Source organism: Flavobacterium tagetis (assembly GCF_016735615.1).
Lineage (GTDB): Bacteria > Bacteroidota > Bacteroidia > Flavobacteriales > Flavobacteriaceae > Flavobacterium > Flavobacterium tagetis.
This window is the reverse complement of record NZ_JAERSF010000004.1, coordinates 188,023-214,116: the sequence shown is the minus strand read 5'-3', so window position 1 is coordinate 214,116 and position 26,094 is coordinate 188,023. Positions and strand designations below refer to the sequence as shown.

Here is a 26,094-nt window from a genome sequence, read left to right as displayed (position 1 = left end):
AAATTTTATTTGTAATCTTTTTTTTACTTTATTTGTTTGAAATTAATAATTAACCTATGAAAAAATTGCTCCCTTTAATAGTATTGCTTTTTACATCATATAGAGTTGAGGCAGCATGGTTTACTTCTATGGAAGATGCGCAAAAGGCGGCTTTAAGCACACACAAACTTATACTTGTAGATTTTACTGCAAAATGGTGTGGCCCTTGCAAGCAAATGGATTTAAATGCTTGGAATGATGTCCAGATTCAAACAATTCTTAAAGATTTTGTAACCTTAAAAATAGATGTCGATGTGAATCAGGACATTGCTTTTAAATACCGGATTAGGCTTCTTCCCAGCATATTTATAATTGATCCTAACGGAAAAATTATTCATCAATTTACAGGTTATCAAACTGCTTCTGATTTAAAAAGAGAATTAATACAGTATAGTTTATCTACAGAATATTTAGCCACAGAATTAATTGGTTTCTACCAAACTCAAAAATACAATACAGCTATTCGGATAGCGCAGAAATATTACAATTATTCTCTATTAGTAAATAACAATATTAAAGGAAGAATAGTTCGTGTTGCTAATGAATATTTAAAAGATGCTAAAGATGATTTAAAGAAAAGTGACGAAAACTATTTGCAAAAGAAACAAAAACTTGAGCTTTTAGTCCTGTACGAATTAGCATATCGCTTTGATTTTGAAAAGCTGAACAAAAAAATCTCAGCAATTAAAGCAGAAGGAATTAACGAATTGAACGATTATCAATATTGGTTTTTAAAATATTTGTCTGTCAAGAATAATCCAGAAGATGCAATTGTTGTAGAAACTTTTTTAAAAGAAAATAATTTAGAAAATGTTATTGAAAACTGCAATCAACTTTATGCTTTTTATAAAAAATCAAAATAAAAAATATTTTTAATTTATTACCAAAACCAAACAAAAATGAAACGCCTAAAATTTTATTTCATAATCACTATGACATTGATAATTAATTCCTGTGGAGTTAATGAAGAAATTGGAAACCAAACCAGCCCTAAAGCTACTACTTATGTAAAACCTGCTAGCATTAACGAACTACTATCTGACCTAGAAAATCGGAATGATGAACTGGCTGATTTCATTATAAGCAATCCTTTTTCAAATTTTAAACAGGATGATGCCAAGACAGATTATTTTTTTGATTTGGAGCATATATATGTTGTGAAAAACGATAAAAATGAAGCAGCATACATGATTCCCGTGTACATAAAATCTGACATCAGTTCCTCATTTTTATATTCACTTTCAGTGGAGATAACAAACACAGAAATTGATGTTAAATTAGTTACTAAGGAACCAACAGATAATGGCACTTTCGATTATTATGGCTCTTCTTTCGATATGTATAAAAAAAGTTCATCGACAGGAAAAACTAAGCAAATTGATTGTTATTGTACAAAAGTTGTTTCAGATTGCACTTGTCATACAACTCATGCTGCCAGCGGATGTGACCATCCTAGCGTTACAATAAGCTGTAATTGTTCTGGAAGTTCAGTCCCGCCACCTGCCCCTGGCCCTGGAGACGCCACTAAAACTTCTTGGACCAGCAGCGGTGGAGCACCTACTGCTTACACACCAAATGGAGATGGAGTATATATGGCCTTAAGAAAAATTTTTAAACCTGAGTATGAATTATCTCCATTGCAAAAATACGCCATCGTAAATAATGTTCCATACAGCTCTATGCTAATAGACTTCTTAAATCAAGAAGGTAAAACTCCAGCAAATAAGGCTTTTGTCAGCCTGATAATTTACGCTATTGAAGATGCACAATTTAGCAATTTAAAACAGCTTAGCAATTCACTACAAAATTTTATATATTCTCAAAAATCACCACTAGATGTAGATTTAAGTCATATATTAAATAATTTAGATCTACCTGAAAACAAAAAATTCAATGAGATCTACAAAAATCTGACAGAATCTCCTGAATTCAAAAAGTTGTTTTTGGATATATTTGCTGACAGTAACAAATTCAATGTCAATTTTGAGATCAATGATCATGTTTATGAAGATAATGATCCCTTGAAAAAAGAGGTTCATGCTACAACAAGTCAAAATCCTATAACAAAAGCGATCACAATAAAAGTAAGCAAACAAATATTGATTGCGGGAACTACAATGAGCCAAACAAATATAGAAAATGCAAAAACCATTCTGCATGAATGTATACACGCATATCTTTTTGTAAAAGCCAATAACCCTAGTGTTGGCGCAGATTTTGTAAAAACTTTAAACACAATGTATCCAACTCCAAAAGAACAACATGATTTTATGTATAACAGAATGATACCTACTATGCAAACAGTACTTTCCGAAATTAGAGATTTGGTAACAACTATTCCCAAAAGAATTCTTTTAGAAGATTATACAATGTACCCTACGACAAATCCACTAACATCTACTAAATTTAATTGGTCAGACTTTTATAAATATCTAAGTCTAAACGGATTGAACGAAACAAGTTGCTTTAAAGAAGATTTCCCTGAGGGATCTGATGCGCTTTCATTATTAAATCAATATGTTAGAAGTGGAAAAATTGAATTAGACCGATAAATTATGAAAAAATTACATTTATTATTATTGCTATCAATCTTTACAAATAGTATTTATTGCCAAGATATTTCATATATCAAAACATTGGATACAATTTTTGTGAGTTTTAAAAAAGATAAGTTCCAAACTAAAATAGAATTTCCTAAAAACAACTTTAATTTCTACGATCGTTGGTACACATTTAATTTTGAAGATTTTAACGATCAAAATGTTAAAGTCTATTTGCAGTTTTGGTATAATATCTATCCTTCTTCTAAAAGGAGAGAGATGGGCATTAGATCAGATTTCAGATCCGTAAAAAAATCTTATTTAAGAAAACATAAAAGACAAATCATCTCAATAGCTTTTTTTAAAAAATATGGCATCTATAGAAGTACCTATGAAGCTTTTGAAAATTGCAAAGTAATTTACATAATTGACAACTCAGAAACCCAAAAAGGTCAATTTAATCTTTATGAAGTATCAAAATTTAGTTCATATATGATGGGAGAATAGTTTTTAAATAAATTTTAAAAACAAAAAAGGAAATGTGAATGTATATCGTGTGTTTCTGCTAAATTATTGTCCAATAGGTGAATAAAACATTTTAAAATCAAATGAGAAATATCTTTTTTGTAATTCTATTTCTATCATTTTCTTCTTACAGTCAAAATTATGATTATATAAAAAAACTTGATACTATATATATCAAATTTAAAGAAGGTAAAAACGAGAAAAAGTTCGATGTTGAAACTCGAATCACAGCAAATAATTTTGGCGAAAAAATTTTTCAATTTTATATAAAAAATAGTATGATAAACTTAAATTTTGAACATGCAAAATATAAAAACCTTGAAAAAAAGAACTCAAATATAATTTCTGAAAAAAAGAAAATAAATAAAAAATTCCTTAAGGAGAAGAAAAACCTAATAATTTCAATCTCATCATTAAAATATTATGCATATGAACAAATTGCGTGTAATATTTTTTCACAATTAAAAGTAATTTACATAATTGATTATAATGAAAAAACAATTTATGAAGTAAATTCAATGAACTATTGCCCAAGTATTGAATAATTATAATTTAATAATTCAAACTTTATTTTTTAGTCAAAATGTTAAACATTCGTTAGATATCATCACATGCCTTTCTAAATGTAAAATTATGCGATGGCCAGCTTGGAAATATCCCTAATATTAATAATGAAGATTTTATAACATTGTAAACAAAAGTTACAATGGTTTTAATAATGATCAGGCGCAACATAATTTTATCTATAACTATATGATACCAACAATGGAAAAAGTTCTTGCGGAGATAAAAGATAAGTTAGTATCATCTGAAGAAAGCATTACATTATCCGGTCTTGGCATGCACATCCCTTATGACAATTCTCCTAGAACAGATTTCAATTGGAACGACTTTTATCACAATTTATCTCTATCAGGACTTCAAAATTGCTCGTTCTTTCAAAATGAAATCGGAACCTTTAATAATGATGGAACACCCAACATTACAGTTAACCAAACATTAATGCAAAGTTACAATCAATATAATAGCTATGGTCGACAAAATTTACGCCCTTAAGATTTTTAAATTATGTGTTATTATTTTATTAATAATTCCAGTACACATATCATCCCAAAATTTAGAAAAAATAAAAAAATCTGATACTTTATACATATTTTTCAAGAAAGATAAAAACAATCAACATGTCAATGAAGAAATAACTTCAAATACAAAAATGAAATATTATAACTACTACTACATCTTTGGATATCTTGGTGGTTATCAAATTTTAATGACCTTTACCCATCATTACTCTATAAGTCCTGAAGAAAAAAAAGAAAAAAGATCATTTCTACGAAAAAACAAAGATGTGATTATTACTTACGACTTTTTAACCAAATACAATTTAGCAGAAGCAACAGATTTAATAGGCCATAAACAGAAGGTATATTTAATAGACGATGACGATATTGGGTGGTTTACGATAAAATTAAAAGAGGTCAAAGTCATGGGAACTTTACCTCAAAGCATTGAATAGAAACAAATGAAAAATTTCTCTTTTATAATTCTATTTTTATCATTTTCTATTTATAGTCAAGATATTGATGAGATTAGAAAATCAGATACTTTATATATCTATTTCAAAAATGACAATGTGAACCAAATAAGGGCAAGAAATAATGTTGTCAACAGAGATAATTATGACTATTATTTTTATTTTTCAATCGAAACAACTGCAGTAAGGCAGTATTATGTACTATTTAATCATTATTTGATAACACCTGAAGTTAAATGGGAAAAAAAATCCTTTTTAAAAGAAAAAAAAGATCTAATAGTTGATTATAAATTCCTTAAAAATTTGGGCTATTTTAAAAGCGAGAAATTGCTTCTGCAGAAGAAAAATATATATATCATTGATCACTCAAATTTTTGCAAATCAAAAGTAAAACTGGTTGAAGCAAAAATAACAGAGCGTACCTATCCTATAGAATAAAGATGTTATTATAGAATCAAACACAGAATTTGCTTTATAAATATGTTGTTAATTGAGCAAACAAATATTGATTGCGGGAACTACAATGAGCCAAACCAATATAGAAAATGCAAAAACCATTTTGCATGAATGTATACACGCATATCTTTTTGTAAAAGCCAATAACCCTAGTGTTGGCGCAGATTTTGTAAAAATTCTAAATACAATGTATCCAACTCCAAAAGAACAACATGATTTTATGTATAACAGAATGATACCTACTATGCAAACAGTACTTTCCGAAATTAGAGATTCAGTTACTACTCAAACAGGAAGAACTGAAGTACAGGCACGAACAATGCACCCAACTATAATACCTTTGACTTCAACTCCTTGGGATTGGAATGAATACTACAAATTCCTAAGTATAAAAGGATTGGATGAGGCTAATTGTTTTAAAGTAGATTATCCTTCAAACTCAGACAAATGGAAACTTTTTGTTAAATATATTGAATATGGTCATGAAGATTTAAACAAATAAAAAAACTGATTATGAAAAACATACTTATTATAATTTTAATATTACTATCAAAAATTACATATTCGCAAGATTTTGATTATATAAAAAAATTAGATACAATTTACATTCCTTTTCAAAAGGGAAAATATAACCTTAAAATTGATTACCCTGAAGAAAAAGATGGATTTAAAAACAGAAGTTATATTTTTAATTACAAAAAAAAAGATGCACATTATTTTGATTTTGAGCTTAAAAAAACTTCTAATAGAGCTTTAGACTTCAAAATGGTAGACAAACTGTATTTAAGAAAAGTTAGAAAAAAAACAGTTCCGATTAACAACTTAAAAAGATTTAATTATCAAGATATTCAATGCGAGTTATTTACAAGAATTAAAACTTATTATATAATTGATCTCTCTGAAAAAAGAAATAAAAAATACACAATTTATAAGGTTATGCACATTAATTCTTGTAGTTATAAAGAATAATTATAAAATCAAATGAGAAATATCTTTTTTATAATTCTATTTCTATCATTTTCTACTTACAGTCAAAATTATGACTATTTAAAAAAACTTGATACTATATATGTCAAATTTAAAGAAGGTAAAACCGAGAAAAAATTCGATGTTGAAACTCGAATCACAGCAAATAATTTTGGCGAAAAAATTTTTCAATTTTATATAAAAAATAGTATGATAAACTTAAATTTTGAACATGCAAAATATAAAAACCTTGAAAAAAAGAATTCAAATATAATTTCTGAAAAAAAGAAAATAAATAAAAAATTCCTTAAGGAGAAGAAAAACCTAATAATTTCAATCTCATCATTAAAACATTATGCATATGAACAAATTGCGTGTAATATTTTTTCACAATTAAAAGTAATTTACATAATTGATTATAATGAAAAAACAATTTATGAAGTAAATTCAATGAACTATTGCCCAAGTATTGAATAATTATAATTTAATAATTCAAACTTTATTTTTTAGTCAAAATGTTAAACATTCGTTAGATATCATCACATGCCCTTCTAAATGTAAAACTATGCGATGGCCAGCTTGGAAATATCCCTAATATTAATAATGAAGATTTTTATAACATTGTAAACAAAAGTTACAATGGTTTTAATAATGATCAGGCGCAACATAATTTTATCTATAACTATATGATACCAACAATGGAAAAAGTTCTTGCGGAGATAAAAGATAAGTTAGTCTCAGCAGATGACAATACGGAAATAACATCTAGGACATTACGACCATTATATCCAAATACAACCCTTAGGGTTCCTTTTAACTGGAGTACATGTTTGCAAAACATTTCCTTATCGGGATTACAAAATTCATCATTCTTTAAAAAAGAGATTGGAACTTTTGACAGTTCTGGAAACCCAACCATCATAATTGATACAATTAAAATGAATAACTATAATCAATATAATAATCTCTGTAAAAATGTACTTCGCCAATAAATATTACACCATATATATTATCCTAATAATATGTTCCTTTAAAATTTATTCTCAAGATATTAATGATCTAAGAAAAGGAGATACTATTTACATAAAATTCATAGACTCTTCAAAAACCATGGAAAAAACAACAATTATCACTAAAAATATTTTTGATAAATCTATTACTGAGTTCAATCATTTTTACGTGTATTTATCTGAAAACAAAAAGCCAGATGCATATTATTTTCAACTAACCAACTCAAAATCTAAAGATTTAGTAAAAAAAATATGTAATTATAAATTAAAACAGATTAATTCTAAAATTATTTTAAATTATAATTTCTTTATTAAGTTGGGTTATAATAAAACTATTGATTTACTTAAAGACAAGAAGATTTTTGTTATAGATAAAACTCCTTCTTTATTTAAATGTGCAAAAATATATGAAGTCAAGCTAATAAACTATTCGTATTTAAGCAATTAAAAAATTATGAAAACACTTTTTCTTTTTTTCTGTATATTTTTTTTTCAAACAGAGATTAATTCTCAAAATTTAGAAAAAATAAAAAACTCTGATACTATTTACGTCCACTTTAAATTATCTAAAGATCAACTGCATTTATACACAAAAATTATTAAAAATAAAAACATAGAAAAGCGTGATGAATATTTCTTTACCTTCAAAAACTCTTTTCCTATGACCTTTACCCATGATTATCTATCGCCTGAAGAAAAAAAAATAAGCAAATCTTTTTTAAAAAAGAATAAGGATTTAATTGTCACATATGATTTTATAACCAAATATAATTTAGCTGAAGCAACAGATTTAATAGGTCACAAAAAGAAGGTATACCTAATAGACGATGACGATATTGGGTGGTTTACGATAAAATTAAAAGAGGTCAAAGTCATGGGAACTTTACCTAAAAGCATTGAATAAAAACAAATGAAAAATTTCTCTTTTATAATTCTATTTTTATCATTTTCCATTTATAGTCAAGATATTGATGAGATTAGAAAATCAGATACTTTATATATCTATTTCAAAAAAGATCTTTTTAAACAAATGGTAGTACCACAAAATAAAAGTTATGCAGATTATTTTTTTATTTTTGGTGAATATTACAAGCATAATCATATTATTTTTTATCACTCCGCACTAACTCCAGAACAAAAAACAGAGAATAAATCGTTTTTAAGAGAAAAGAAAGATATAATAATAAATCATAATTACTTAACAAATATGTTTAGTTATGAAAACGCAAAAAAACTTCTTTTCGAAAAGAAGAAAATATACTTAATAAATTATGATGATATCGGTTGGTTTTCTATTAAACTAAAAGAAGTTAAGGTTATGGACTATTCATATTTAAATTCAATCGAATAGTTTTATTAGGAAGATTATGTTAATTCTAATAAACCATAATTTTCATAAAATCGGTATTTTGAATATTTCGTAAAACGTATTAAAAAGTGAATAAAGTTCGTTTATAAAAAAAGCTGCTTCATTTATGAAACAGCTTTTTTTATATTTTATTTTGTCTTGAAATTATTTTCCAGCTTCCGCTTTAGCGTCATTTACCATTTTGTCGTTTGCTGTAATAGAGAATTCAACACGACGGTTTTGCGCTCTTCCTTCTGGAGTGTCATTTGTTGCAATTGGATCTGCAATTCCTAAACCAGAAGTTTTGAAACGGCTTGCTTTTAATCCTTTAGAAACCAAATAAGCCTGAACAGAAGCAGCTCTTTGTCCTGAAAGTGTCAAGTTATACTCTGGTTTTCCTGTATTGTCAGTATAACCAAAAATTTCAATATTAGTATCTCCGTAATCTGTAAATACAGGGATCAATTTATCTAAATTAGCTTTTGCTTGAGTAGTCAAAGTAGATTTGTTAGTATCAAAACGAACCGCATTTTCATTCAAAGTCAAGTGAATTCCTTCTCCAACTCTTTCAACATCAGCACCTGGCAAAGCTTGATCAATTTCACGAGCTTGCTTATCCATTTTATTTCCGATTAAAGCTCCAGTTCCACCACCTACAGCAGCTCCAATTACAGCTCCTAAAGCAGCGTTTCCGCCTCGACCAATATTATTTCCTAAAATACCACCAATAACACCACCTGCTACAGCACCAATTCCTGCTCCTTTTTGTGTGTTATTTGCATTTTTTACTGAATCGCAACTTGTAAAAAAGCTAGCTAATACTAGTAAACTACTTAATCCTAAAACCTTTATCTTTCTCATTTTTTATACCTTTAAAATATTAATTAGCTCTTTGAAATTGGTAAACCACATCTTTAACCTGGCCTCCAACATTGATATTGTCTACTAACTGAAATGAACTTTCAGTCACTCCATCAACTTTTAGCAAATAACCATCTCTTACTTTTTTAGCTTTTTCGCCTGCATTAAGAATTTTAAGTACAAACAAACCTTGGCTGTTTATACTCCATACAATTGGAGAAGAAAATCCAGTACAGCTTGGTGATGTTAAAGCCATATTTCCTTTATTATTATTAGAAATAAAGCTCCAAGTACTTCCAATGAAACATTTAGAATCGGCAAGATCAAAAGAATTTACTTTGATATAATCTGAACCTGGATAAGATACGTTAGTTAGAACCCAATTCCCTTTTAGAGCTACCTGAGTCTTCTTGTCAAGTTTAGTTGAAAGTGTAGTAGCCTCAGAAGATGAAGCTGCAGTGGACGAAGATGATTTACACGCAAAAAACAGAGCGGCAATCATGCACATTAAAATACTCTTCTTCATTTTGTACAATTTTTTTAGATTAATATTTGTCTTTTTAACAATTATTGTACCACAAATATACGATTCGTTCAGATATTTTTTGTTTTACAATCCATTTATTTTCTTTCAAAATTAACATTTCCGACATTTTGTCACCCAAAAAACAATTGGTATTCTATTTGAACAAATGAAAATCATCAAATTAAATCAAAAAATAAAAAATATGGCAACAGGTAAAATTAATGTTTCAGTAGAAAACATTTTTCCCTTAATTAAAAAGTTCTTGTACAGTGACCACGAAATTTTCTTGCGTGAGCTTGTTTCTAACGGTACTGATGCTACTTTAAAATTAAAACATCTTATCAGCATTGGCGAAGCTAAAGTTGAATACGGAAATCCGATTATCGAAGTTAAAGTGGACAAAGAAGGTAAAAAAATCCACATTATCGATCAAGGTTTAGGTATGACTGCTGATGAAGTTGAAAAATACATTAATCAAGTAGCATTTTCTGGCGCTGAGGAATTTTTGGATAAATACAAAGATTCTGCTAAAGATTCTGGTATCATCGGGCATTTTGGTCTTGGTTTCTACTCCGCTTTTATGGTAGCTGAAAAAGTTGAAATCATTACAAAATCATACAAAGACGAGCCAGCTGCACATTGGACATGCGACGGAAGCCCAGAATTCACACTGGAACCAGCTGACAAAACTTCACGCGGAACAGAAATCATTCTTCACATTGCAGAAGATTCTTTAGAATTCTTAGACGATTCTAAAATCAGCGGTTTATTAAACAAATACAACAAGTTCATGCCTATTCCGATTAAATTCGGAACAAGAACTGAAACGCTTCCAAAACCAGAAGACGCTCCAGAAGATTACGTTAATGAAACTGTTGAAATTGACAACATTATTAACAACCCAAATCCAGCTTGGACAAAACAGCCTTCTGAATTATCTGATGAAGATTATAAAAACTTCTACAGAGAATTGTATCCAATGCAATTTGAGGATCCATTATTCCACATTCACTTAAATGTAGATTATCCATTTAACTTAACTGGTATTTTATATTTCCCGAAATTAGGAAGCGACATGCAGATCCAGAAAGACAAAATTCAGCTGTATCAAAACCAAGTTTACGTTACAGACAACGTAGAAGGAATCGTTCCTGAATTCTTGACAATGTTAAAAGGTGTGATCGATTCTCCAGATATTCCGTTAAACGTTTCTCGTTCTGGTTTACAGGCTGATGGTGCAGTTAAGAAAATCTCTAACTACATTACTCGTAAAGTAGCTGATAAATTGAAAGCTTTATTTAACGAAAACCGTGCTGATTTTGAAGCAAAGTGGAACGATATTAAAATCGTTTTGGAATACGGAATGCTTTCTGAAGAGAAGTTCTACGAAAAAGCTGGCGCATTTGTTTTATACCCAACTGTAGATGACACTTACTTTACTTTAGAAGAATTAAAAGAGAAACTAAAAGAAAACCAAACTGATAAAGATGGTAAACTTGTAGTTCTTTATGCAGGAAACAAAGATGCTCAGCACTCTTATATTGAGGCAGCAAAAGACAAAGGTTATGAAGTATTGCTTTTAGATTCTCCGATTATTTCACACTTAATTCAGAAAATTGAAAACGATAATAAAGATGTAACTTTTGTACGTGTTGACTCTGATCATATCGATAATTTAATCAAAAAAGAAGAAAACACTATTTCTAAATTATCTGAAGACGAAAAAGCAACTTTAAAAACTTCTTTAGAAGCTTATATTCCAAAAGCATACAGCGTTCAGCTAGAAGCTATGGATTCTCAAGCAGCTCCTTTCATTATCACGCAGCCAGAATTTATGCGAAGAATGAAAGAAATGAGCCAAACTGGTGGTGGCGGAATGTTCGGAATGGGTAATATGCCAGAAATGTACAATTTGGTTGTAAATACAAATTCTGATTTGGCTTCAAGCATTTTAAATACTGAAGACAAAACGCACCAAGAACATTTGGTTAAACAAGCTTTAGATTTGGCTAAATTATCTCAAAACTTATTAAAAGGAGAAGCGCTTACTGCGTTTGTTAAGAGAAGTTTTGAAATGATTAAATAATCATTCGAAAATAATATTTCTAAAATCCTGCAAATTAAGTTTTGCAGGATTTTTTTTGCCCTGAAATCACCCTACAAAAAAGGGGCATTCTCCCCTTTTCTCCAAAACACCCTTTCCATAATTTTGATTATCAAAAAACAATCAAATCTAAATTCTAGAAATCATGGATAAAAGAAAGTTTACAGAAAATGGAGAAGTTCTAGCAATTATAAAAGATTTAAAAGAGCAAATTAAAGGAAAAAAATTCTCGGATATTGTCGACAATAATAATTGCCAATACGTAGATCTTGTACAAGAAGGCGGCGGCGTGCTCGGAATTGCGCTTGTTGGATATGTATATGTTTTAGAAAAAATGGGAATTCGGTTTTTAAGTCTTGCAGGAACTTCTGCAGGAAGCATCAATACCATGCTGATGGCCGCTGCAGGAACTTGTGATATTGAAAAATCGGAATGGATTTTAGACTGCCTGTGCAACAAAAATTTATATGATTTTGTTGATGGCGATCATGATGCCCGCGAGTTTATTGATGCACTTTTAAGTGATGCAGGAAATCTAAAATTAGTAATGAAAGGCTGTCAGGTTGTGGATAATTTTAAAGATGATTTAGGATTGAATCCAGGAAATAATTTTCATCAATGGATGACAAACCTGCTTTCGCAAAAAGGAATAAAAAATTATGCCGATTTGAAAGCTTTAAGAGAAAAAGGTGTTTCAGACAAAAATCAATTATATCGAATAAATCGCTTAAATCATGGCGATAAAGAAGAATATACTCGAGTGGATCATTGGAGCCAAATGGCCATAATTACCGCCGATATCACAACCGAAAGTAAAATTATCTTTCCAAAAATGATCGATTTATTTTATTCCAATCCTGATGTTCAAAACCCTGCCGACTTCGTCCGCGCTTCTATGTCGATTCCATTATTCTTCACCCCTTTTAAAATCAAAAACATCCCAAGCGGAATTGATGCCTGGAACAAATGGAACGACGCAACATGTTTACGAACATCGGTGCCATCAGAAGTTATGTTTATGGATGGCGGCATTATTTCAAATTTCCCAATCGACATTTTTCACGAAAACATGAATGTGCCTGCTTCTCCAACTTTCGGAATTAAACTAGGTTACGACAAAAGCGAAATTAATAAAAATGAAAAATTCTCCAACTTAATAGGCTCAATGTTTGACACTTCACGCTATGGTTATGATTCTGAATTCCTTCAAAAAAATCCAGATTTTAAAAACCTCATCGGATATATCGATACTGGAAGTCACAATTGGCTAAACTTTAATCTTACCGATGATGCAAAAATTGATCTGTTTATTCGTGGCGCTCAAAATGCCGCAGATTTTTTAAACCGATTTAATTGGGAAGAATATAAAAAAATCAGAAAGGCCAAAAGCAATTATTATAAATCGGTTTAAATTATTTCTAATAACACTAACCATAATTTTTTCTTTAAAAAACCGTTATAAAATCCTGTAAATTAACCATTACAGGATTTTTAATTGTAATTCGTTTTTTTATTACTTTTGATTGCCTTATTAATCTAATCCAAAACAAACCCCATTATGAAAAAAACAGCTATTTTATTATCAGCTATTTGTGCTACAGCACTTTTATACGTTTCTTGTTCAAGTGACAATCACGAAGAAACAGCTTCGACAAGCCTTACAAACATTGGAGCTTCAGTTGCAGTTGACACTTCAAACGAAATGGATCTTAGCACTGGTCTATTAATTACGACAAGCACTTCAACTACAGGAAAAACTACTGAGACACCTACTGGAATTTGCGCTACGGTGACAATTACTACACCAAACGGAGGAGATTATCCTAAAGTTTTTTTAGCTGATTTTGGAACAATAGGATGCACAGACGCAAACAAATTTACACGAAAAGGAAAACTAAAAGTGACACTTTCAGGACCAATCACGACACCTGGAAGCAAAATGACAATTGAAAGAATTGACTACTCTATAAAAGACATCAAATTGGAAGGCACTATTGAATACACCAATACTACAACCGTTGCAGCTGTACCACAATGGACTAGAAAAGTTACCAATGGCAAATTAACTGATTTGCAAGGAGGAGTTTATGCTAATTCTGGAATTTATACTACTAAACAGACTGCGGGTGCAGACACACCACTTGTTTTATCTGATAATGTATACGAAATTACAGAAGGAACTCATACGGTAACAGCTTCAAATGGAGAAACACTTACTTTAACTGTAAAAGAACCATTGATTAAAAAATATTCTTGTCTTTTTATTTCTAAAGGACAATTAAAAGTACAAGGAGGCATTTTAAATGGTGTTATAGATTATGGAAATAACGACTGCGATGCAATTTACACTTATACACACGAAAACGGCTCTTCGTTCAATTTATCAATGTAAAACCTTTTCCTGGACTATTTTAAAAATCCCAATCTAGAAATAGATTGGGATTATTTTTTATAAAAATAAAACAGTCACCTCTTTACATTTAAACTATTTTCTTTATTTTGCACCAAAATCTCAAAAACCAATGAAAAAAACATTAATTGCTTTTGTTACTCTTGCAGTATTAGCATCTTGCAGCAAAAAAGAAACTGCTGCTGCTGATAATTTACACATTACAGGAAACATTAAAGGTTTAAAAACCGGAACTTTATATATTCAAAGAGTTGTAGACACTTCACTTGTTGCTATTGACAGCATTAAAATCGATGGAAACTCGGCTTTTGAAAGAGACATTAAATTAGAATCTCCTGAAATGCTATATTTATATTTAGATAGAGGAGTAACAAATTCATTAGACAATAATATTTTATTCTTTGCTGAACCAGGAAATATTAATATTGATACCAATTTAGATAACTTCATCGCTGGCGCAAAAATTACGGGATCTAAAAACCAAGAATTATACGAAGAATATCAAAAAATAAATACTCGTTTTAGAGATGAAAACCTTTCAATGGTTGAATCAAAATTTAAAGCTTTAAAAAGACAAGATCAAAAAGCAGTTGACAGTATTGACGCAAAACAACAGTCAAACATCAAAAGAAAATATTTATACGCTACAAACTTTGCAATCAACAATAAGGATCACGAAGTAGCACCTTATATTGCTTTAGCAGAGATTTACGATATCAATTTGAAGTTTCTTGATACGATTCAAAAATCAATGACTCCAAAAGTAGCTCAATCGCTTTATGGAAAAAAATTGACAAAATATGTTGCTGAAATTAAAAAAAGCGAACAGCCAAAATAACTTAACTCAATACAAAAACAATAAGTTAAACTCAAAAAATACACTTTTTTTCACCCTCTCATAAATCCTGTTTTTAAAAGAACAGGATTTTTTTATGCCCTTTTTTTTGCGATTGATTTTTATTTTCATAAATATCTGATAATTAAATAATTAAAAGTTAAATTGTCAGAATATACATAGACAATGTTCTTATTTGCAATAACTTAGCTTCAAACTAAAAAACTACATTTATGGAAAATTTAATCAGCAACATCAGTCGGCCTAAGCATGATTATATTGATTCGTCTGTTTTTCACAAATTAGAATCTTATAATCCAAAACACTCCCAAGCAGAAAAAATTCCAGACCAAGACCCGTACACTTTAAATGGTCAAAAGTTACGTCTGAATTTTATTCGCAGTCAATTAAATTTAGATTTAGATTTCCTATCAGGAGAAAAAGTATTCACCAATAACGAAAGTCTCAAAGGCAACATTGAAAATTACATCGGGATGAGCCAGATTCCTACTGGAATTATTGGTCCACTAGTAATAAACGGAAGTCTTGCCCAAGGCCCATTCTATGTTCCGCTTGCCACTACCGAAGGCGCATTGCTTGCTTCTTACAACAGAGGCGCAAAAGCTTGTAGAGAATCTAGTCCAATAACTGTGGTTACGCTTCAGGAAGGCGTGCAGAGAACTCCAACCTTTAAATTCAAAAACGTTATTGAATTAGGCAAGTTTGTATCATGGGTTCTAGATCATACTGAAACCTTTTCAGCCCTTACTAGAGAAACCAGCAATTATGCAATCTTAAATGACATTGGCATTAATATCGAAGGAAACATTCTGATCTTAAGATTTGAATTTACTTCGGGCGATGCTTCTGGCCAAAATATGGTAACGATTTGTTCGGATAGAATATGCCAATATATTCTAGAAAATTGCCCAATAAAACCTGTATTCTGGACAATAGAAGGGAATTTTTCTGGCGATAAAAAAATAAGCCCCTTAAATACCAGAGTTCGTGGAAAAAAAGTTACCGCTGAAATCGTACTGAAAAAAGAGGTCGTTAAATCGGTTTTAAAGACAACTCCGGCATTATTGCACGAACAATGGAGAATATGCGTTTCTGGGGCAAAAAAAGCAGGTGTAGTGGGCGGCGGAATGCATCCGTCAAACGGACTCGCAGCTTTGTTTATTGCATGTGGGCAAGATGTTGCCTGTACAGGCGAAGCTTCTGTTGCAGTGACAAGAATGGAAATCACCGAAGAGAATGATATTTATTTTGCTATTACAATGTCAAATATGATTGTAGGTACAGTTGGCGGAGGAACTTCATTTCCTACGCAGAGAGAATGTCTTGAACTATTAGGTTGTTACGGAGCTGGAAAAAGCGGCAAATTTGCTGAAATTGCAATTGCGGTATGCTTAGCTGGCGAACTTTCAATTTTAGCAGCAATGTCTTCAGGACAATTTACAGCAGCACACCAAACACTTGGTCGATAAATTTTAAATTGCTTCGCCCGTTCGCTATCGCTCGGGTCCAAGTTTTAAATTCCAAATTCCAATTCTTAACACGAATGGAATTTGGATTTTTTATTTCACCTAACAAATCTTGTCAAAGTTTAAACTTTGATAAAGATTGCAATTTGGGATTTGGATTTTAAATATTGGAATTTCTCAAGATTTGGAATTTGGATTTTTAAAAATTGGAATTTGTTTTTTTGGAACAAAAAAAAACCACCACATTTCTGTGATGGTTTTTGAGCCGATAGAGGGACTCGAACCCACGACCTGCTGATTACAAATCAGCTGCTCTAGCCAGCTGAGCTACATCGGCCTATTTTGCGAGTGCAAAGATATAAATGTTTTTTAATATTCCAAAAAAAATTTCACACCTCTCTCTATAATTAAAAAAACCATCACATTTCTGTGATGGTTTCCGTTTTTTGAGCCGATAGAGGGACTCGAACCCACGACCTGCTGATTACAAATCAGCTGCTCTAGCCAGCTGAGCTACATCGGCGTCATTACGGGTGCAAATATAAAGCGGTTTTTCAATTTCCCAAAATATTTTTGCACTTTTTTACGCTTTTTTTTGCTTATAGTGCGTTGATTTTTTCAATCAATTGATTAGCAGCTTGTTCTAATTCAACATTAATTTGTTTGAAATGCGCTTTTTTATTTTCAACGTTTTTAGCGTTCACTTTTGTAATCAAAGTATCGAATGCAGCAATAGCTTCATCAACCAAAGCATTCGTTTCTGGAGTTGGATTTCCTGTTGTTGACATCTCAAACAAGTAAACCGCCTCAATAATATCACCTAATACAAAGTTGATGTCTTTCTTTAAATTCTTAACGTTTGCCATTTTTCTTTTTATTTTAATTTGCGTCTGCAAAAGTACATATTATCTTTAAATTTAATGCTAAGAAATGTAAATTTCTAAAATTGAAGCTTTTCCGCTCAAATTAAATGCATTTATTGCAGCTGGAACCAAAACAGTATCCCCTTTTTTGTAAGCTTGTTTGAATCCGTCATATTCAATTTCAAATTCACCATCAATACACATATATACTGTAAATGTTTCTCCATTCTTAGCAACTTCCAATTTATTCTCTAAAGGAAGAAAATTGGTTGTGAAATAAGGACAGTCAACAACTGTATTCGAAGTATTAACTTTAGTCTCGTATTTTTTCTGCGTATCTACTTTATTATAGTTAATTGCATCCAATGCAAGATCTACATGCAATTCTCTTTTGTTTCCTTGCGCATCTACACGGTCAAAATCATATAATCTATACGTAATATCAGATGTCTGCTGAATTTCTGCAACTACTAATCCAGCTCCGATTGCGTGAACAGTTCCTGTTTCTAAAAAGAAAACATCTCCTGATTTTGCTTTCACATCATCCAAAATAGAAACCAAAGTATTATCGTGTAAATGTTTTAAATATTCTTCTTTACTAGAATCCTCTTTAAAACCAACAATAATCCTAGCATCTGTATCGGCTTGCATTACATACCACATTTCAGTTTTTCCGAATGAATTGTGACGCTCTTTTGCCAATTTATCATTTGGATGGACCTGAATAGAAAGATCTTCTCTTGCATCTAGGTATTTAAAAAGAAGTGGAAACTGTTTTCCAAATCTTTCATAAACTTTAGTTCCTAAAATAGCGTCTGGCGTTTCATCGATTAAATCCATTAAAGATTTTCCTTTTAAAACTCCATTTGCAACCACACTTACATCTCCTTCTACAGTAGATAATTCCCAGCTCTCGCCCGTAATTTTAGAAACGATTGGTTTGTTTAGAATTGTTTTTAGTTTTTCTCCTCCCCAGATTCTTTCTTTCAAAATCGGTTCAAATTGCAATGGGTATAAATTTTGGCTCATGTTTTTAGGCTAATATATTTGTTTAATTAATTCTATTCTAATACTATTTTGGTAATCTATAACACTAATTCCTTCACGGTTTCTAGTGCTTTCGGTATATGTTTAGCTGCATTTGCACTATCAAATATCGAAATCACAAGACCGTTTTTATCAATTATATAAGTAACGCGTCCCGGCAGAAGTCCAAATAAAATATTACGGACACCAAAAAGTTTTCTTAATCTTTTATCCTGATCTGAAAGCAAAATAAAAGGTAATTCATGTTTAGCGGCAAATTTATGATGTGACTTTACACTATCGCTGCTAATACCAATTACCTCAGCTCCCAAATCTTTAAAATCCTCGTATTGATCCCGAAAACTGCAAGCTTCGGTTGTACATCCTGGCGTATTATCTTTTGGGTAAAAATAAATCACCAGCGGCTTTCTTCCTAAAACGCTTTGGCTTTCAAAAAGTTCACCATTGTTGTCTTTCGCAGTAAAATTCGGAACTATATCTCCTATTTTTAATGACATTTTTTTATTCTCCTTTATAAGTTACAAAATTTCGGTCCGTTTCGTTCAGCACAACTTCAAGATCAAAGTCGGCATGAATTCGTTGTCTAATTTTATTCCATATTACAACAGCAATATTCTCTGCGGTCGGATTCAAATCTGCAAATTCTGGAACATCCAGATTAAGATTTTTGTGATCAAACGGAATTTCTACTTCTTCTCGTATAATATCCGCTAATACTTTCACATCGAGAACAAAACCAGTTTCGGGGTCAATTTTTCCTGTAACACTTACTGTTAAACCATAATTATGACCATGAAAGTTAGGATTGTTGCATTTTCCAAAAACAGCATCGTTTTTTTCAAATGACCAATCCTTTCGATGCAGTCGATGTGCAGCATTAAAATGTGCTTTTCTTGATATGGTTACTCTCATTTATGTTTTTGGTTAGTTTGGCTATAATTTATGGTCTTCTAGATAATGATCAAATTCATCAAAAATTATCTTAAACCATACGGTATAAATTTCGGGCTGTTTTTCAATATCTGCTTTCACATCTTCAATACTCATCCATTTCCAGTTTTCCACTTCATCTGGATTTATGTTTGGCTCTTCATTATAATAACCAATCATGACATGGTCCAGCTCATGTTCTGTCAAACCATTATCAAAAGGTGCTTTATAGATAAAATGAAATAGCTCTTTCAATTCTGCTTTAAATCCCATTTCTTCAAACAGTCTTCGGCTTCCCGCTTCAATATTGCTCTCGCCTTCCCTCTGATGACTACAGCAAGTGTTTGTCCAAAGCAAAGGAGAATGATATTTATGATGAGCACGCTGCTGCAGCATAATTTCGTTTTTACTATTCAAAATAAAAACCGAAAAGGCACGGTGCAAAAGCGCTTTTTCATGTGCTGCTAATTTTGGCATTAAGCCAATCTGTTCATCGTTTTGATTAACTAGTATTACGTTTTCTTCTGTCATAAGGCTTCTTAAGCAAACAAAAATACGAAAAAAGAAATGGCTTAAAAATGCTAAATAAGCTTGGCAAAAGCCCAACTTTTTACCCAATTTCTATTTTACTGATTTTCAATGCAATAATTATACGCTAAAAATTTAAAAGCTGTTAAAATTAAGACATAAAAACTACATTCCCTTATTTTACGTAACTAATAAAAAGTTAAAACACACTTAAAAAAATCTCAATAATAACACTGTCTGTAATTTGAAGCTAATTCTCAACGTATCTTTGATATACAGATTAATGCACCTAAGAACTTATGAAATCTAAAAATCTAATTTTCAGCCTCTGCTTTATACTGCCGCTGTTTATTTTACAAGCGTGCGGTCAAAACACAAAAAAACAAGCTTCAAAAACGACAGCTATGGAAAATAAAATCAGTAAGCCCGGAAATCCATATTATTCAAATACCGATACCACAAAATTAAATGTAAGCAACGCCGAATGGAAAAAAGTTTTACCTGAAGATGTTTATGCTGTAATGCGTGAAGCTGATACCGAAAGACCTTTTACAGGAAAATACTGGAACACCGACGAAAAAGGAACTTATTACTGCGCTTCTTGTGGCAACTTGCTTTTTAGATCTACAGCAAAATTCTCAAGCAGCTGCGGATGGCCAAGCTTTTTCGAACAAGAGAATAAAAAAAGTATTGTTTTTAAAGAAGATAATTCTCTTGGAATGGAAAGAACTGAAACGCTATGCGGGCGCTGCGGCGGACATTTAGGACACATCTTTGATGATGGCCCTGCCCCGACAGGAAAACGCTACTGCATGAACTCGATTGCTCTTGATTTTATTCCTGACAACAAATAATTCACAAATGAAAAATATACTTTTAATATGTCTTTTTGCGCTTTCGCTGAATGGCATTTCTCAAAATAAAAAAGCAAATCTAGAAACCATTACACTTGGCGGAGGCTGTTACTGGTGTGTTGAAGCCGTTTACGAAAATCTGGACGGAGTAAAATCTGTTGTTTCTGGATTTTCTGGCGGAAAAGTTGCCAATCCGACTTACGAAGAAGTTTGCACGGGAGAAACGGGCCACGCTGAAGTTGTGCAGATTACTTACGACAAAAACATAACTGATATTAATGAGATCTTCAAAGTCTTTTTTACCGTTCACGACCCAACAACTTTAAATCGTCAAGGAGCAGATGTCGGAACGCAATACCGTTCTGTTATTTTTTATAAAAATGACGAACAGAGAAAAGCGGCCCAAAACATTATTGCAGAATTGAATAAAGCAAAAGTGTACAACAGTCCAATTGTAACAAAAGTAGAACCTTTTAAAGTTTTTTATAAAGCTGATGATTATCATCAAAACTACTATGCAAACAACAAAAACCAGCCGTATTGCAAAATGGTTATTCAGCCTAAAATAGAAAAGTTTGAAAAGGTTTTTAAAGACAAACTCAAAAAGAAATAACGATTATTACAATATTATACTGAAACCGTCCATCAAAATGGGCGGTTTTTTTATTTCACAAACCCTCATAAACACAGGGGTTTTTGTTTAATTGAAAAAATATTTCACTTTTTTTTTCATTTTTTTGTCCAATCCTGAAAGTTCGATTGTTATTAGGGTATAAACAATTAAAAAAAATACATTATGGAAACTAGACTTAATTTATTCGAACAAGGTCAAAAAGCAGTTAGCACATTATTTGGAATTAGCGGTTACTTGAAAAAAAGTTCAATCGAAGCATCTCTTATGGAATTAATAAATTTCAGAATTTCTCAAATCAACAACTGCGGTTATTGTTTAGATATGCATTCAAAAGAAGCTTTAGCCGCTGGAGAAACAACACAACGTTTATTCGGATTAAGTGTCTGGAGAGAAGCTCCTTATTATACAAAAAGAGAAAGAGTTGCTCTTGCTTTGGCAGAAGCAGTAAATGCCTGCGATGTTCCAGACGAAATTTATGAAATTGCAAAAGCTGAATTTACAGAACAAGAATTAATAGATCTTACACTTGCTGTTGCTGCGATTAATGCTTGGAATCGTCTTAATATCACCTTTGCAAATGTACCTGGAACTTATAGAGTTGGACAGTTTGGATAAATAATAATTAATTTTTATTTTCTAAAAAACAATTAACTTTATACAACTTAAAGCAGATTATTCAATTATAAAACATAAAAAATGAATGAGTTTTTATTGATTTTCAGAAGAGATTTTAAAACAAAAGAAACACAGCCATCTCCAGAAGAATTGCAGCGGCATTTACAGCAATGGCAAAACTGGTTTGGAAGTTTGGCGGCTCAAGATAAACTGGCAAGACCTTTACAGAAATGGGACGGTCAGGGAAAACTTGTAAATTCAAACAAAGGAATTACTGACGGACCTTTTGTTGAAATTAAAGAATCTATTGGCGGACTAATTATTATTAAAGCCAAAGATTACGATGAAGCAGCCGAAATTGCGCAAGGTTGTCCGGTTTTAAATTTTGGCGGAAATGTTGAAATTAGAATGGGTGTTTAATAATAAACCAACTGAAATAAAAATGCCTTTGTATCTTTACTTAGGCATTTTTTCTTAAAAATATGGAGCACAAAGAACTTTTACCCAATTTATTCCGAACCGAATATCAAAAAATAGTTTCAGTTCTCTGCAGCTTATTCGGAATTCAGCATATCGAAATTGCAGAAGATATTGTAAGCGATACTTTTTTGACCGCTTCAGAAACTTGGGCTATAAAAGGAATTCCTGAAAACCCTTCTGCTTGGCTTTATACCGTTGCCAAAAATAAAACCAAAAACTACTTTAAAAGAAACAACGTTTTTGAAACCAAAATAGTTACGGAAATAAAACACAACACTTCATTAAACAATCCTGAAATCGACATTGATTTATCAGATCAAAATATTGCCGATAGTCAGCTTGCGATGATTTTCACGGTTTGTAATCCGTGTAATTCTGAAGAAGCCCAAATTGCTCTTGCATTAAATTTATTATGCGGTTTTGGAGTAAATGAAATCTCAGATGCTTTCTTATCTAACAGAGAAGTCATTTATAAAAGAATTAATCGCGCCAAAGAAAAGCTTAAAGAAGAAAACATAAAAATTCAGAATCCTAGCAACTCCGAAATAAAAGATAGAATAAAAACTGTTTTAAAAACGATTTACCTGCTTTATTCTGAAGGCTACTATTCTATTTCGCAAAACACCACTTTACGAAAAGATCTTTGTACCGAAGCCATGCGTCTGACATATTTATTGATTCAGAATGAAAGCACAAATCTGCCTCAGACTAATGCTTTAATATCATTAATGTGTTTCCATTCTTCAAGGTTTGATGCAAGAACTGGTATAAATGGCGAAATTATTTTATATGAAGATCAAGATCAATCGCTTTGGAATCAGGAATTAATAGACAAAGGCACTTATTTTCTAAGTCAGTCATCAACAGGAAATACACTTTCAAAATATCACTTAGAAGCCGGAATTGCTTATTGGCACACCATAAAAACAGAAACTATCGAAAAATGGGAAAATATTCTGGAACTCTACAATAATTTGATCATTCTGGAATATTCGCCAATTGTGGCTTTAAATAGAACTTATGCTTTGTCTAAAGTAAGCGGAAAAGAAGAAGCAATTCTAGAAGCCGAAAAATTAAATTTAACCGATAATCACTTTTATTATTCTTTACTCGGAAATCTGTATTCTGAAATTGATGCGAAAAAAGCATTTCAGCATTTTGAAACCGCATTTAGCTTAGCAAAAACGGCATCCGACAAAAACATTATCAGCAAAAAGATCGAGCAGTTGAAATTGAAAACAAATTAGCTTTGACATAAAACAAAAAAGGGGAAATGAAAAATCATTTCCCCTTTTTTATACTGGATCGTTAAGACTATTGCTTAGCTATTTTTTTAAATCTCATCACTGGAATATCACCCTGAATTAAATTTAGTTTTCCATCTTTATCAATAGAATAACTTGTAATTTGTCTAATTTGTTTTAAGAATACCTGTTCACCCCCACCTTCACAAAACATCATAGTAGTTGGTCCTTCTTCTCCAAAAGTCAAAGACTTTCCTTTTAAAGTATAAGACGCACTGTAACCGTTGCATCCGTTATTGCCATATACTTTTGTTTCTTTTTGATCAAAAGTAAGTTGTGGCTTTTTATTTGGGTATAATCCTTCGAAAGCAATTCTTGGTCCAGAAATGTATTCCAATTCCCAAGTTGTACCAAATAAATCGCCTGCATTAGAAGCAGATTTTGACGCCGTACATGAAGCAAATAACAAAGTTAAAACTGAAAGGACTGCAAATGTGTATTTTTTCATAAAAGTGGATTTTAAAGATTTATAATTTGTTTTTTGAAGTTTAAAATAATTCTATAAAAATTCTTTTCTCAATATTCGTGCCCAGCTACGGGTTTATTAGAGTTTTATTTTTGATATACACTATTATTTTTTGTCTCTAAGTTACTACAAATTATTTAAAGTTTTATAGCTCAAATGTTTAAAACAAAACAAGTGTCGTTATTTTTTTTGTACTTTGCGTCAATCAAAAAACCAAAATCATCAACAAAAAACCAAAAAAATGAAACAATTTCTATTTTTGTTTGTATTTGCATTGACAATACCGTTTGCTCATTCGCAAGAAAACCTTCCGACAGATTATCTCACAAAAGAATTTCACCAAGGACGCCGTGAAGCTTTTAGAGCTTTAATGCCTGCCAATTCGGTTGCCGTTGTCTTTTCTTATCCCGAAAGAGTTTTTTCTAGAGATATCGACTATAATTATCATGCAAATCCTGACATGTATTATTTATCAGGATACAAAGAACCTAATGCAATATTATTAATTTTTAAAGAAGAACAAGGATCAGAAAAATACAACGAAGTCCTTTTTGTTAGAGAAAGAAATGCAGCGCACGAAATGTGGACAGGAAGACGTTTGGGAATTGAAGGCGCAAAATCAAAGCTTGGATTTACCACTGTTTATAATGGAAAAGATTTTAATGCGTTTGCCATTGATTTTGCAAAATTCGATAAAGTTATTTATGATAAAATTCCAACAGATGTAGCTGAAAACAATAATCCTGATAATTTATATGCATTATTAAAATCATTTAAAGCTAAAGCAGGAATTACACAAGAAAATGAAACTTCAACCAATCTATTCAACAAAATTACCAGTTCTCTTCGTGAAATAAAAACTCCTGAAGAACTTGTCTTGATGCGTAAGACAGTAAAACTTTCTTGCATTGCACACAACGAAGTTATGAAAGCTGTAGGTCCAGATATGAGCGAAAATGAAGCTGATGGAATTCACGCTTACATTCATAAACACTACGGTGCTGAAGGTGAAGGTTATGGCCCAATTGTGGGCGCTGGAGCAAATGGATGCATATTACACTATTGGGAAAACAATGCCACAAAAATTGACAATCAATTGTTACTAATGGATGTTGGTTCTGAATATCATGGCTATTCTGCAGACGTTACGAGAACAATTCCAGCAAACGGAAAATTTACCGAAGAACAAAAAGCGATTTACCAAATCGTATATGATGCTCAAGAAGCTGTTTTTAAAATCTGTAAAGAAGGAACTCCGCTAGTGGCTTTAAACGAAACCGCAAAAGACGTCATAGCCAAAGGTTTGATTAAATTGGGAATTATTACAGATCCAAAAGATGTAAGATTATATTATCCTCACAGCTGTTCACACTTTCTTGGTTTAGATGTTCATGACAAAGGAACTTACAACGGCCCGCAGACTCTTATAAAAGAAAACATGATTCTTACTGTTGAACCTGGAATTTATATTCCAGCAAACAGCAAATGCGATAAAAAATGGTGGAATATCGGCGTTCGTATCGAAGATGATATTTTAATGCTTAAAGATTCGTACGAAAACCTATCTGCAGATTCTCCTAGAAAATGGCAAGATATAGAAGCTTTAGCCAAACAAAAAAGCACTTTTAATGATATGAAGTTTCCTAAGATCTAATTAGTTTTTAGCCACAGACTACAAGGATTATTAAGATTTTTAAATTAAAAACAAAAAAAATCTGTGTAAATCTTTTTA

The 26,094-nt window shown here is 31.3% G+C and carries 33 protein-coding genes and 2 tRNA genes; 25 read left to right on the top strand and 10 right to left on the bottom strand.

Features of this window, described 5'->3' with window-relative positions:
* Positions 1-56: 56 nt before the first annotated feature.
* From JI750_RS18800 to JI750_RS18735, 14 genes are all read left to right on the top strand, one after another.
* Positions 57-902, top strand: a complete 846-nt coding sequence (locus JI750_RS18800; protein WP_202005835.1) for a thioredoxin family protein — start codon at positions 57-59, stop codon at positions 900-902.
* 36 nt (positions 903-938) lie between these two features.
* Positions 939-2,591, top strand: a complete 1,653-nt coding sequence (locus JI750_RS18795; protein WP_202005833.1) for a hypothetical protein — start codon at positions 939-941, stop codon at positions 2,589-2,591.
* Between the two features lie 3 nt (positions 2,592-2,594).
* On the top strand, positions 2,595-3,086 hold the full coding sequence (locus tag JI750_RS18790) for a hypothetical protein (protein WP_202005831.1): 492 nt from the start codon (positions 2,595-2,597) through the stop codon (positions 3,084-3,086).
* A gap of 101 nt (positions 3,087-3,187) precedes the next feature.
* A complete protein-coding gene (locus tag JI750_RS18785; RefSeq protein ID WP_202005829.1) occupies positions 3,188-3,649 on the top strand; it encodes a hypothetical protein in 462 nt (153 codons plus the stop codon).
* A 220-nt stretch (positions 3,650-3,869) separates the two neighbouring features.
* The gene (locus JI750_RS18780; protein ID WP_202005827.1) at positions 3,870-4,160 is read left to right on the top strand and encodes a hypothetical protein; all 291 of its coding nucleotides are present in this window, start codon (positions 3,870-3,872) and stop codon (positions 4,158-4,160) included.
* Entirely contained in the window at positions 4,135-4,620 is a 486-nt protein-coding gene (locus JI750_RS18775) for a hypothetical protein (RefSeq protein WP_202005825.1), read from the top strand. Before JI750_RS18780 ends, JI750_RS18775 begins: the two co-directional genes overlap by 26 nt.
* Positions 4,621-4,626: 6 nt before the next feature.
* Entirely contained in the window at positions 4,627-5,076 is a 450-nt protein-coding gene (locus JI750_RS18770) for a hypothetical protein (RefSeq protein WP_202005823.1), read from the top strand.
* Between the two features lie 52 nt (positions 5,077-5,128).
* Positions 5,129-5,596 (top strand): hypothetical protein, encoded by a 468-nt coding sequence (locus JI750_RS18765; protein WP_202005821.1) that lies wholly within the window; start codon positions 5,129-5,131, stop codon positions 5,594-5,596.
* A gap of 11 nt (positions 5,597-5,607) precedes the next feature.
* Positions 5,608-6,063 (top strand): hypothetical protein, encoded by a 456-nt coding sequence (locus JI750_RS18760; RefSeq protein ID WP_202005819.1) that lies wholly within the window; start codon positions 5,608-5,610, stop codon positions 6,061-6,063.
* Positions 6,064-6,075: 12 nt separating this feature from the next.
* A complete protein-coding gene (locus JI750_RS18755) occupies positions 6,076-6,537 on the top strand; it encodes a hypothetical protein (protein WP_202005817.1) in 462 nt (153 codons plus the stop codon).
* Positions 6,538-6,758: 221 nt separating this feature from the next.
* Positions 6,759-7,052 carry a hypothetical protein gene (locus JI750_RS18750; RefSeq protein WP_202005815.1) on the top strand — a complete coding sequence of 98 codons (294 nt, stop codon included), beginning with the start codon at positions 6,759-6,761 and terminating at the stop codon, positions 7,050-7,052.
* A 118-nt stretch (positions 7,053-7,170) separates the two neighbouring features.
* On the top strand, positions 7,171-7,518 hold the full coding sequence (locus tag JI750_RS18745; RefSeq protein ID WP_202005813.1) for a hypothetical protein: 348 nt from the start codon (positions 7,171-7,173) through the stop codon (positions 7,516-7,518).
* 6 nt (positions 7,519-7,524) lie between these two features.
* Positions 7,525-7,974: a hypothetical protein gene (locus tag JI750_RS18740; RefSeq protein ID WP_202005811.1), complete on the top strand. Its 450-nt coding sequence runs from the start codon at positions 7,525-7,527 to the stop codon at positions 7,972-7,974.
* 6 nt (positions 7,975-7,980) lie between these two features.
* On the top strand, positions 7,981-8,421 hold the full coding sequence (locus JI750_RS18735; protein WP_202005809.1) for a hypothetical protein: 441 nt from the start codon (positions 7,981-7,983) through the stop codon (positions 8,419-8,421).
* A gap of 162 nt (positions 8,422-8,583) precedes the next feature.
* Here JI750_RS18735 and JI750_RS18730 read toward each other — a convergent pair whose 3' ends face one another.
* Both JI750_RS18730 and JI750_RS18725 read right to left on the bottom strand, forming a co-directional pair.
* The gene (locus JI750_RS18730; RefSeq protein WP_202005807.1) at positions 8,584-9,279 is read right to left on the bottom strand and encodes a YiaD family glycine zipper/OmpA-like lipoprotein; all 696 of its coding nucleotides are present in this window, start codon (positions 9,277-9,279) and stop codon (positions 8,584-8,586) included.
* 19 nt (positions 9,280-9,298) lie between these two features.
* On the bottom strand, positions 9,299-9,805 hold the full coding sequence (locus tag JI750_RS18725; RefSeq protein ID WP_202005805.1) for a lipocalin family protein: 507 nt from the start codon (positions 9,803-9,805) through the stop codon (positions 9,299-9,301).
* A gap of 202 nt (positions 9,806-10,007) precedes the next feature.
* On the opposite strand from JI750_RS18725, the gene htpG reads away from it, so the two are divergent.
* From htpG to JI750_RS18700, 5 genes are all read left to right on the top strand, one after another.
* Positions 10,008-11,891 carry a molecular chaperone HtpG gene (gene htpG, locus JI750_RS18720; protein WP_202005803.1) on the top strand — a complete coding sequence of 628 codons (1,884 nt, stop codon included), beginning with the start codon at positions 10,008-10,010 and terminating at the stop codon, positions 11,889-11,891.
* Between the two features lie 163 nt (positions 11,892-12,054).
* Entirely contained in the window at positions 12,055-13,320 is a 1,266-nt protein-coding gene (locus JI750_RS18715) for a patatin-like phospholipase family protein (RefSeq protein ID WP_202005800.1), read from the top strand.
* Between the two features lie 147 nt (positions 13,321-13,467).
* Complete coding sequence (locus tag JI750_RS18710; protein WP_202005798.1) at positions 13,468-14,301, top strand: hypothetical protein; 834 nt, start codon at positions 13,468-13,470, stop codon at positions 14,299-14,301.
* Between the two features lie 130 nt (positions 14,302-14,431).
* Entirely contained in the window at positions 14,432-15,157 is a 726-nt protein-coding gene (locus tag JI750_RS18705) for a DUF4369 domain-containing protein (RefSeq protein WP_202005796.1), read from the top strand.
* A gap of 230 nt (positions 15,158-15,387) precedes the next feature.
* Positions 15,388-16,644 carry a hydroxymethylglutaryl-CoA reductase gene (locus JI750_RS18700; RefSeq protein ID WP_202005794.1) on the top strand — a complete coding sequence of 419 codons (1,257 nt, stop codon included), beginning with the start codon at positions 15,388-15,390 and terminating at the stop codon, positions 16,642-16,644.
* A 260-nt stretch (positions 16,645-16,904) separates the two neighbouring features.
* Here the strand turns inward: JI750_RS18700 and JI750_RS18695 are convergent.
* The 7 genes from JI750_RS18695 to idi all read right to left on the bottom strand — a co-directional run bounded on the left by JI750_RS18695 (position 16,905) and on the right by idi (position 20,012).
* Positions 16,905-16,978, bottom strand: a tRNA-Thr gene (locus tag JI750_RS18695).
* A gap of 112 nt (positions 16,979-17,090) precedes the next feature.
* Positions 17,091-17,164 (bottom strand) — tRNA-Thr (locus tag JI750_RS18690).
* A 76-nt stretch (positions 17,165-17,240) separates the two neighbouring features.
* Positions 17,241-17,507 (bottom strand): hypothetical protein, encoded by a 267-nt coding sequence (locus JI750_RS18685; protein WP_111364281.1) that lies wholly within the window; start codon positions 17,505-17,507, stop codon positions 17,241-17,243.
* A 57-nt stretch (positions 17,508-17,564) separates the two neighbouring features.
* Positions 17,565-18,533: a type I phosphomannose isomerase catalytic subunit gene (locus tag JI750_RS18680; RefSeq protein ID WP_202005792.1), complete on the bottom strand. Its 969-nt coding sequence runs from the start codon at positions 18,531-18,533 to the stop codon at positions 17,565-17,567.
* 56 nt (positions 18,534-18,589) lie between these two features.
* Positions 18,590-19,048 carry a peroxiredoxin gene (locus JI750_RS18675; protein ID WP_202005790.1) on the bottom strand — a complete coding sequence of 153 codons (459 nt, stop codon included), beginning with the start codon at positions 19,046-19,048 and terminating at the stop codon, positions 18,590-18,592.
* A gap of 4 nt (positions 19,049-19,052) precedes the next feature.
* The gene (locus tag JI750_RS18670; RefSeq protein ID WP_095929382.1) at positions 19,053-19,463 is read right to left on the bottom strand and encodes a 6-carboxytetrahydropterin synthase; all 411 of its coding nucleotides are present in this window, start codon (positions 19,461-19,463) and stop codon (positions 19,053-19,055) included.
* A 21-nt stretch (positions 19,464-19,484) separates the two neighbouring features.
* Positions 19,485-20,012: an isopentenyl-diphosphate Delta-isomerase gene (idi, locus tag JI750_RS18665; RefSeq protein WP_202005788.1), complete on the bottom strand. Its 528-nt coding sequence runs from the start codon at positions 20,010-20,012 to the stop codon at positions 19,485-19,487.
* A gap of 296 nt (positions 20,013-20,308) precedes the next feature.
* On the opposite strand from idi, the gene msrB reads away from it, so the two are divergent.
* From msrB to JI750_RS18640, 5 genes are all read left to right on the top strand, one after another.
* Positions 20,309-20,863, top strand: a complete 555-nt coding sequence (gene msrB, locus JI750_RS18660) for a peptide-methionine (R)-S-oxide reductase MsrB (protein ID WP_202005786.1) — start codon at positions 20,309-20,311, stop codon at positions 20,861-20,863.
* Between the two features lie 7 nt (positions 20,864-20,870).
* The gene (gene msrA / locus JI750_RS18655) at positions 20,871-21,476 is read left to right on the top strand and encodes a peptide-methionine (S)-S-oxide reductase MsrA (protein WP_202005784.1); all 606 of its coding nucleotides are present in this window, start codon (positions 20,871-20,873) and stop codon (positions 21,474-21,476) included.
* Between the two features lie 183 nt (positions 21,477-21,659).
* Positions 21,660-22,112, top strand: coding sequence for a carboxymuconolactone decarboxylase family protein (locus tag JI750_RS18650; RefSeq protein ID WP_202005782.1), 453 nt, complete (start codon positions 21,660-21,662; stop codon positions 22,110-22,112).
* An 81-nt stretch (positions 22,113-22,193) separates the two neighbouring features.
* On the top strand, positions 22,194-22,532 hold the full coding sequence (locus JI750_RS18645) for a YciI family protein (RefSeq protein ID WP_202005780.1): 339 nt from the start codon (positions 22,194-22,196) through the stop codon (positions 22,530-22,532).
* A 62-nt stretch (positions 22,533-22,594) separates the two neighbouring features.
* Complete coding sequence (locus JI750_RS18640) at positions 22,595-23,839, top strand: RNA polymerase sigma factor (RefSeq protein ID WP_202005778.1); 1,245 nt, start codon at positions 22,595-22,597, stop codon at positions 23,837-23,839.
* 67 nt (positions 23,840-23,906) lie between these two features.
* On the opposite strand, the gene JI750_RS18635 is transcribed toward JI750_RS18640, so the two are convergent.
* On the bottom strand, positions 23,907-24,344 hold the full coding sequence (locus JI750_RS18635) for an META domain-containing protein (RefSeq protein WP_202005776.1): 438 nt from the start codon (positions 24,342-24,344) through the stop codon (positions 23,907-23,909).
* 259 nt (positions 24,345-24,603) lie between these two features.
* Here JI750_RS18635 and JI750_RS18630 point away from each other — a divergent pair, with 259 nt between their 5' ends.
* Positions 24,604-26,016: an aminopeptidase P N-terminal domain-containing protein gene (locus JI750_RS18630; RefSeq protein WP_202005775.1), complete on the top strand. Its 1,413-nt coding sequence runs from the start codon at positions 24,604-24,606 to the stop codon at positions 26,014-26,016.
* Positions 26,017-26,094: the final 78 nt, after the last annotated feature.